At 48.7% G+C, this 8,288-nt stretch carries 9 protein-coding genes, 1 tRNA gene and 1 pseudogene; 6 read left to right on the plus strand and 5 right to left on the minus strand.

Translation table 11 applies throughout. The features are described from left to right. Positions 1-294 precede the first annotated feature (294 nt). Both H6G46_RS10945 and rfbC read left to right on the plus strand, forming a co-directional pair. Positions 295-393, plus strand: a pseudogene (locus H6G46_RS10945) (ABC transporter ATP-binding protein); the annotation flags it as partial. Between the two features lie 76 nt (positions 394-469). Continuing rightward, on the plus strand, positions 470-1,018 hold the full coding sequence (gene rfbC, locus H6G46_RS10950) for a dTDP-4-dehydrorhamnose 3,5-epimerase (protein ID WP_010873214.1): 549 nt from the start codon (positions 470-472) through the stop codon (positions 1,016-1,018). Between the two features lie 67 nt (positions 1,019-1,085). On the opposite strand, the gene H6G46_RS10955 is transcribed toward rfbC, so the two are convergent. Then, complete coding sequence (locus H6G46_RS10955) at positions 1,086-2,969, minus strand: hypothetical protein (RefSeq protein ID WP_010873215.1); 1,884 nt, start codon at positions 2,967-2,969, stop codon at positions 1,086-1,088. Positions 2,970-3,127: 158 nt separating this feature from the next. Here H6G46_RS10955 and pdhA point away from each other — a divergent pair, with 158 nt between their 5' ends. After that, positions 3,128-4,156 carry a pyruvate dehydrogenase (acetyl-transferring) E1 component subunit alpha gene (gene pdhA, locus H6G46_RS10960; protein ID WP_010873216.1) on the plus strand — a complete coding sequence of 343 codons (1,029 nt, stop codon included), beginning with the start codon at positions 3,128-3,130 and terminating at the stop codon, positions 4,154-4,156. Positions 4,157-4,279: 123 nt separating this feature from the next. Further along, a complete protein-coding gene (locus H6G46_RS10965; protein WP_010873217.1) occupies positions 4,280-5,677 on the plus strand; it encodes an MFS transporter in 1,398 nt (465 codons plus the stop codon). Here H6G46_RS10965 and xth read toward each other — a convergent pair whose 3' ends face one another. The 3 genes from xth to ndk are packed head-to-tail and all read right to left on the minus strand — an operon-like array spanning position 5,678 to position 7,394. Then, positions 5,678-6,475: an exodeoxyribonuclease III gene (gene xth, locus H6G46_RS10970; protein ID WP_014407127.1), complete on the minus strand. Its 798-nt coding sequence runs from the start codon at positions 6,473-6,475 to the stop codon at positions 5,678-5,680. Beyond that, complete coding sequence (locus H6G46_RS10975) at positions 6,450-6,914, minus strand: DUF3750 domain-containing protein (RefSeq protein WP_010873219.1); 465 nt, start codon at positions 6,912-6,914, stop codon at positions 6,450-6,452. The genes xth and H6G46_RS10975 overlap by 26 nt, the downstream gene beginning before the upstream one ends. 30 nt (positions 6,915-6,944) lie before the next feature. After that, entirely contained in the window at positions 6,945-7,394 is a 450-nt protein-coding gene (gene ndk, locus H6G46_RS10980) for a nucleoside-diphosphate kinase (protein WP_010873220.1), read from the minus strand. A gap of 224 nt (positions 7,395-7,618) precedes the next feature. On the opposite strand from ndk, the gene H6G46_RS10985 reads away from it, so the two are divergent. Beyond that, positions 7,619-7,691: transfer RNA gene (locus H6G46_RS10985), tRNA-Ala, on the plus strand. A 21-nt stretch (positions 7,692-7,712) separates the two neighbouring features. Here H6G46_RS10985 and H6G46_RS10990 read toward each other — a convergent pair. After that, positions 7,713-8,123 carry a hypothetical protein gene (locus H6G46_RS10990; RefSeq protein ID WP_020862230.1) on the minus strand — a complete coding sequence of 137 codons (411 nt, stop codon included), beginning with the start codon at positions 8,121-8,123 and terminating at the stop codon, positions 7,713-7,715. Between the two features lie 78 nt (positions 8,124-8,201). On the opposite strand from H6G46_RS10990, the gene H6G46_RS10995 reads away from it, so the two are divergent. After that, on the plus strand, positions 8,202-8,288 hold an 87-nt coding region (locus H6G46_RS10995; RefSeq protein ID WP_242021163.1), incomplete at its 3' end, for an IS630 transposase-related protein.

Consider the following 8,288-nt stretch of genomic DNA (forward strand, 5'->3'; position numbering starts at 1 on the left):
CTGGCTATCTGTGATGTCCGTGCTGTAAAATTCTCGAATTATCATTAATTATGGTGAAAATTTTATTCTTTTCACCATTTTCCATTCTTCACCCTACTTTTCAAACACGCTCTTAGGATCTATTCCAACGACAAGACTAGATCGGAAATTGGGGGAATTATCGAGTGAAACCTTACAAAGCATAAGACAAGGGATAATTTTTCATTAGCTTTGGAATAATAATCAGCCTATTTAGGGAGCAAAATAACAGCGATTAAGCCCCTGGGATTCAGCAACATAAAGGGATTGATCAACGCTGATCGTTACTATGCCATGCAAAAAGGAGGCATTGTGGCGTCCGGGGAAACCCAAACCTTGAGCCAGGAAGTTATCCAAAAATTCTTGGCCGTTTAATCTTTCCAGATTTTTCTCCACTGCCGGATTAATGGTATTTTTTCGGGTGTCGTAACCCTAAAGAGGAATTTAATCTGTGAACGTGATTCCCACAACTATCGCCGATGTGTTGATTTTGGAGCCCAAAGTCTTTGGCGATGAACGGGGTTTTTTCTTTGAGAGCTACAACGACAAGGTTTTCCAGCAGGCAGTGGGCATAGAACCCCATTTTGTGCAGGACAATCATTCCTTTTCTCGTCAGGGGGTAGTGCGGGGGTTACATTATCAAATCCAGCATCCCCAGGGAAAATTAGTTCGGGTGGCCCGGGGAGAAATTTTTGATGTGGCAGTGGATCTGCGCCGTAATTCCCCTAGTTTTGGCCAGTGGGTGGGTTGTGTGCTCAATGACCACAATAAAAGACAGCTATGGATTCCCGCCGGTTTTGCCCACGGTTTCGCCGTTCTTTCCCCGGAGGCAGAGGTGCTGTATAAAGCAACGGATTACTATGCACCGTCCTATGAGCGCACCCTATTGTGGAATGACCCGGCCATTGGCATTGATTGGTCGTTAACCACCACTCCCCTATTATCTCTCAAGGATCAACGGGGTCTTCCCCTAGCCGAAGCGGAGGTGTTTGATTTTTAAGTTCGCCTCTTTCCTGAATTACCCAAAAGTTTGCTGGAGAAGAATCAAGGACTCATTTTCTCCAACCCTAAGAAGAAGGGGGCAAAACATCCGCTCCTCCCGTCGTCTGGCCAAATTTTTGCCGGAGCCATTGCCAAATTTTTCCCAGTAATTGTTCCAAGCCGTACACCAGACGATCAAGCCATTCCAAGCACCAAACCAAGACGTGTTTGTCATAGCCCAAACTCTGGGCCTGGGTTTCAATCCAATCAAAAGCGGTTTCCAATTCTTGGGGCGATCGCCTTTGATGGGCCATTTGCCCCGTGGAGTGAAGCGATTTTCCTTGGGGTTTAGTCTCCCCTTGGGCAGACACAACTTTTTCCTCTAATTCATCTAAAGCCCAATCCTCCTCCAGCCAGGGATCTTGCGCCACCATCCCAGGGGGACTGGGGAAAACGGAATTTACCAAGGCGGATTGCTTACGGCCAGGGTGTTTACGACCACGGCGATTAGGGGCGATCGCCGGGGAATTATTACCAGGAACCAACGCAAAATTGTGGGGATTTTCAATGCTTTCCTCTGTCCATTGTTCAACGGTATGGGCTGTGGTAGCGGATCCATTGCCTTGGCCCAGTAGAGGCGTAACCATGGCGGGCATGGGCAAATCAGCAAACAATTCTTCCCAAGCCAACCACGGACTGGAATTTTCCCCTGGTAAAACAGGATTATTTCCCCCTTCCCCTGCCAACGATTGGGCTGAACCACTTCTCTGGGGACCGAAAAAGTAGGCGATCGCCGCTTGGAGAATCACTTTTAACTCGAACGGATCAGGGCCATTAACCGGATGGCGATCGGAATTGAATAATTGCTCGAGGGTTTGTTGTACCCGATGCTGTAAACCCTGCCCCAGATGTTGCACTGTAGGGGGCAGCACTTCGACAATTTGTTGGGATAGTTGTTGAGATTTAACTACGGTGGCTTCAATAACGGGTTGTTGTCCCAGGGTTGTGGCAGTCTGGGTGAGCCAATGTTTTAAGCCATTAAGATCGGGGGTTGAAACCGCTGTGGGGATAATGGCCCCGGTGGATTGTCCCAAGGTCGTTAAGGGCGGTCTAGTTTGCCAACGGTAAATGCCCTGCCAGAGCCAATCCAGGGGCGCAATCACTCGGGGTTGTCGTTCCAGATCCCCACTCTGGTCACTTTTGCCGGTAATCAGAGGGATACCCCGCCAATTTTGGGCCTGTAAAGCCCATTGCCGACGACGTTGATAATGCCATTGGGCCAACTCCCGCCGGATTTGTTGTTGCAATTGTTGCTGTTGCTCCGAGGAAAACACATCCAGAGTCAAATTGTCTTTGGTGGTCAGCACTAACCGGCGATCGCCACAACGGGAAGCTAAACCTTGAATAACAATGGCATTGTTGTCAGTTTGGAAAATGCTTTTAACCTGTTCCCCCAATTTAGCTAGCAGGGATGGGTGGGCACTGGGGGGTAAAGCCGGTTTTTCTGGCTGTCCGGGTAAAGCTAGGTCTTGATTATGAACTGAAACAATATTTTCCCCAGGGGATTGATGATTGACTAAAGCGGAGAAATCTTGGACTAAAACTAAACCCTGACCAGTTTGCTCCACTTCAGCATGGTCAAACCAAGCTTGGAGGGAGGTAAGTACCGTTTCAATGGGCTGGTCAACGGCGATCGCCAAATCTCCCCTATCCCCAGAATTTACCTTGTCTCCATCTTTTCCGGCAGGTAAAACCCGTTGATGCTGATTGCCCCCGCTCCCCAACACTGGCCCTAACCACTTTTCTGGATGGAGTAACCAGTAAAAGGGATAAATTAAAGCCTGTACGCCCCATTCCGCAGCCACCCGCAGATGACGTACTGTTTCCCCCAGGCGATCGCGTAACCGTTGGGATTGGCGATTGAGATTGGTAAAAAGACGACTCTTATAGGGGCCACGGGAACTAGACATGGGGGCTACCGATTACCAATGAAACACTCACAATGCTCAAAGACCAAAGTGATCAGATTGTGTTCTATCCTACCCCGACTAGATGGGGCTGACCGACTTCGCATAGAATCTAACAGGGATATAAAACCCCTTCCCCTTTATCTACTGCAAATTGTACTATGGTTTCAGAACGCATTTTGCCTGAATTGAACACCGCAGAAATTTCCCTGGACAGAGAAACCGCCTTAGTGCTTTACGAAGACATGGTCCTGGGTCGCTTCTTCGAGGATAAATGCGCTGAGATGTATTACCGGGGCAAAATGTTTGGTTTTGTCCACCTCTACAACGGCCAGGAAGCGGTGTCCTCTGGGATAATCAAAGCCATGCGCCAGGATGAGGATTACGTTTGCAGTACCTATCGAGACCATGTTCATGCCCTCAGTGCGGGAGTTCCAGCTCGGGAAGTAATGGCGGAACTGTTTGGTAAGGAAACCGGTTGCAGTCGGGGTCGGGGTGGTTCTATGCACCTATTTTCCTCGGCCCATAATCTCCTGGGGGGCTTTGCGTTCATCGGGGAAGGGATTCCCGTGGCCCTGGGAGCGGCGTTTCAAACTAAGTACCGCCGGGAAGTGTTGAAAGATGACGGCTACGACCAAGTTACCGCCTGTTTCTTCGGTGATGGCACCAGTAATAACGGCCAGTTTTTTGAATGCCTGAACATGGCCGCCCTGTGGAAACTGCCCATTCTGTTTGTGGTGGAAAATAATAAATGGGCGATCGGTATGGCCCACGAGCGGGCAACGTCCCAACCAGAAATCTACAAAAAAGCCAGTGTGTTCAACATGGTGGGGGTAGAAGTGGATGGTATGGATGTGGTGGCAATGCATAAAGTAGCAACGGAAGCAGTGGCTAGGGCCAGGGCAGGCGAAGGGCCTACCTTGATTGAAGCGTTGACCTATCGTTTCCGGGGTCACTCCCTAGCGGATCCCGATGAACTCCGTTCTGCCGAAGAAAAACAGTTTTGGGCTGCCCGGGACCCAATTAAGAAATTTGCCGCTTTCATGACGGAACACGAATTAGCCAGCAATGAAGAGCTAAAGGCGATCGATAAACGCATTCAAGAAGTAATTGACGATGCCCTGGCCTTTGCCGAGTCTAGCCCCGAACCCAATCCCGAAGATCTGAGGAAATATATTTTCGCCGATTAGTATGCTGGGGGAGCGGCGCAATACGTTCACCGTTTGGGAGAATGGAATAGTTAACCGTGGGAGTTTGTTTATGATTGTGCTCCTGATCGATTAACTGCCTATTTTTCCTCCTACCCCCTGTGCATGGAATCTAAGTTGCTGAGTGCAAATCAAGGCTTTGGCCCGGTTTTAAGAAATTCCCGCTTTTTGTTCCTCTGGGTTGGCCAAATTTTCTCTCAGTTGGCCGACAAGTTTTATCTAGTTTTGATGATTGCCCTGATCGCCAACCATTACCAGGGGGAAAATCAATCCATTAGCGGTTGGGTGTCGGCCATTATGATCGCCAACACGATTCCGGCGGTGCTATTTGGCTCCTTAGCTGGGGTCTACGTTGACCGCTGGCAAAAGAAACAGGTGTTGGTAGTCACTAACTTTTGCCGGGGCATTTTGATTTTGCTGTTGCCGTTTCTGCTCTGGTTCGGCGATCGCCAGAATATTAACTTGCCAGTAGGATGGCTACCTAGTTTTCTACGTCGTTGGCAAACAGAAGAACACCAGTATTTTGCTTTGCCCTTGGGTTTTGCGATTCTGTTGGTGGTTACCTTTGCGGTGTCCACCCTAACCCAGTTTTTTGCCCCGGCGGAGCAATCGGCCACTCCCTTGGTGGTGCGGCGGCGGAATCTATTGGCGGCCAATTCCCTCACTACCTTAACCATGATGGGGGTGCTGATTGTGGGTTTTGCCATCGGGGAACCCCTGCTTAGCTTGGCGGATAGTCTTTTCCCCCGGGCTGGAGATCTGGGACCGGTGCTGGTGGTGGCAAGTTGTTACTTGATGGCCGGCATTGTGTTGCTAATGCTGAAAACAGGGGAAAAGCAAGCTGATCCGGACTTGGTCCACCCCCATGTGCTGAGTGATATCCAAGATGGCATCCGTTATCTCCAGGAAAATCATCGGGTACGCAATGCCCTGATTCAATTATTGATTTTATTTTCCATTTTTGCTGCTCTATCCGTACTGGCGGTGAGTATGGCGGCCCAACTACCGGGGTTAAAGGCTTCCCAATTCGGTTTTTTACTAGCTTTTGGTGGTTTGGGTATGGCGATCGGAGCCTTGAGCATTGGTTACATTGGCCAACGGTTTTCCCCCACGGAATTGGCACTCTGGGGCTCCCTGGGCATGGGGGTTTGTCTGACCGGATTAGCCCTGTTTGACCACAGTTTAGTGCTGACTTTTATTGCCATCACCATCATGGGTTTTTTCGCTGCCATGGTGGGGGTGCCCATGCAAACGCTGATGCAGGTGGAAACGGACCCGGAATTCCACGGCAAAGTATTTGGCCTGGAAAATAACGTCAATAATATTGCCCTGTCTTTGCCCTTGGCCCTGGCGGGGGTAGCGGAAAGTTTATTTGGTTTAACCCCAGTGTTGCTATTCTTGGCAGCGGCGGCGATCGCCGGAGGAATTTTGAGTTGGTATATCAATGAAAACAGTCCCTCTGTGGCCCCCCGTAAGGAAAAAGGATCTTCCTCTTCTAGCTAGTTAATTGTTGATAGTTACCACCACCGGAGCATGGTCACTGGGTTTTTCCCAACCCCTGGGTTCCCTATCTATCCAACATTTTTGGGCCTGGTCGTAGAGTTGGGGAGTTAGATAATGGTGGTCAATGCGCCACCCCCGGTTGCGACTAAAGCCCCTAGTGCGATAATCCCACCAACTGTAATGGCCCGTTTCTTCGGTAAATTTACGGAAAGCATCCTGCAAATTGGCGATCGCCAACACTTCCGTTAAAGCTTCCCGTTCCATGGCAGTGGCCATAATATGATTCTCCCGGCCCACTGGGTCATGGATATCCCGGTCTTCTGGGGCAATGTTGAAATCTCCACAGACCAAAAATTCTGGGGTGTCACTACGGCGCAGTTGCTCCAGATAGGTCTGCAGTAAGTTTAACCACCGCAATTTATACAAATACTTTTCACTGTCGAGGGCAGATCCATTGGGAACGTAGAGATTAACGATCCGCACACCGTCATAAACGCCACTGATCACTCGTTTTTGTTCATCCAAATCCCCCGTCAAGGCTGGCTCCACTAGGGCCGCAAAACCGATTTTCACGTCTTGCAATGGTTCCCGACTGAAAATGGCCACGCCGTTATAGGACTTTTGCCCAGAAATATGGCAATGGTAGCCCGCCTCTTCAAACGGTTGCCGGGGAAAATCTTCATCCACCACCTTAGTTTCTTGCAAACAAAGTACATCAACAGGGTTTGTGCCCAACCAATCGAGGATATGTTGCTGACGACTGCGGACGGAATTAACGTTCCAACTGGCGATGTCCATGGGAAAACCGAGAAAAAATAGATTGGCCATAGCCCCTTCCCACTGCCAGTCGGCCCAGGTCAAAATTGATGGCGGCCTGTTCTAGTACCCATTGGGCATAGGTGTTGCTATTGGGGCCGGGCCAGTAACGATAGCTGTAACAGTGGGGATAGATTTGGGGACTGTTGAGAATAATTTCCCCCAGGCGATCGCCAATGGGGCCAGACCATTGCTGGGCTAAAAAACTGGGGCCGTTACCCACTCCTCCATAGGGAGTCAGCAGATTTTGATGGAGATGACCCCAACTAGGGAGCTTCAACTCTCGCCGTTGCCACACCTCCCATCTTTGTAAATTCTCCAAGCTCTGACCATGGCGATCGCCGACCACATACCAGTAGTGGACAGCCCAGCGACCAACAAAGGGAATTTTGGCCCACAATAGTTGCACTTCCATCGCCATGGCGGTTAAGCAAAAAGTTATGGGAATGATCTACTCGTACAACCAAGGGTTAAGGGTGGCATCCCATTCATTCACTTCCTCATCCTTAAACCAGAGGGAAATTTCCCGTTTAGCGGTTTCAATGGCATCGGAACCATGGATAATGTTGCGACCAACGGACACACCGTAATCTCCCCGGATAGTACCAGGGGCGGCAGCATGGGGATCAGTTGCACCAATCATTTGGCGGGAAGTAGAAACGATGGAATTACCTTCCCAGACCATGGCCACCACGGGAGAGGAACAAATGAAGTTCACCAAGCCGGAAAAGAACGGTTTGTCGTTGAGAGCTTCGTAATGTTTTTCGGCTAATTCTTGGGAGACAGTCATCACCTTCATGGCGACTAATTTGAAGCCTTTTTTCTCGAAACGGCCAACAATTTCCCCAATTAATTGCCGTTGTACCCCATCGGGCTTGATCATGATAAATGTGCGTTCCATGGCAACCTCCTTTTGCTTTTTCTGTTAAAAAAACTTAACAATCACCCTGTATTTTACATGGTTTGGGCATCGGGATTATGAATGGTAACCAGCCCCCATCGATAGGGGAAAACCACCCTGGCGATCGCTGTTCCAGAACCCTAGGGGAAAAGAAGATCAAGGATAATTTTGGTAAAAAGCTTGACAATGGGCACCACTTTCAGCACAATAGAATACTGTGACTCGGGGCTATAGCTCAGTTGGTAGAGCACTTGCATGGCATGCAAGGGGTCAGCGGTTCGAGCCCGCTTAGCTCCATTTAAATGGAAAACTAGTCAGTTACTCCTTTACTTCTTGTCTTGACCAGGCAGAAGGCTCCAAATGGTTTACATAGTTAATGTAGTGGGCTAGCGGTTTATCAACACTCAATAGAATATTGGGCTTAAATTGAATATTGTCATAAATCAAACCGTCTTCATGGCGCAGGAAATAGTAAGCTAATTTTGTGCAAAGCAAGAGAAAATGACTGACCAAATAGCCCATAATGCCACGACGTTTTGCCGTAACGTAGATGGGCTGGATGCGAATTTTACTCAACTCTAGATTGACATCATCACCGTGCAAGCTGGGCAGGGGAACGTAGGCATAAATCATGTGTAGAGGAGGAAAAAAACGGACATTTTTCATAATGGTCAGTAAACCAATGCAACCATTGTCATAACGCATGGAATATTCATAGGTTTCTCCCAAAAAATATAGTCATTTCAATTAACGATGAGAGAATTTAATGTAAAATTATGGAGTGTACAAAATGAACAGGTTTAAACAATGGCTTACAGTTTAGATTTAAGGCAAAGGGTAGTAGCTTATATAGAAGCTGGAGGAAAAATAACTGAGGCTTCCAAGATATATAAA

The sequence above is a fragment of the Synechocystis sp. FACHB-908 genome (assembly GCF_014698595.1).
In the GTDB taxonomy this organism is placed as follows: domain Bacteria; phylum Cyanobacteriota; class Cyanobacteriia; order Cyanobacteriales; family Microcystaceae; genus Synechocystis.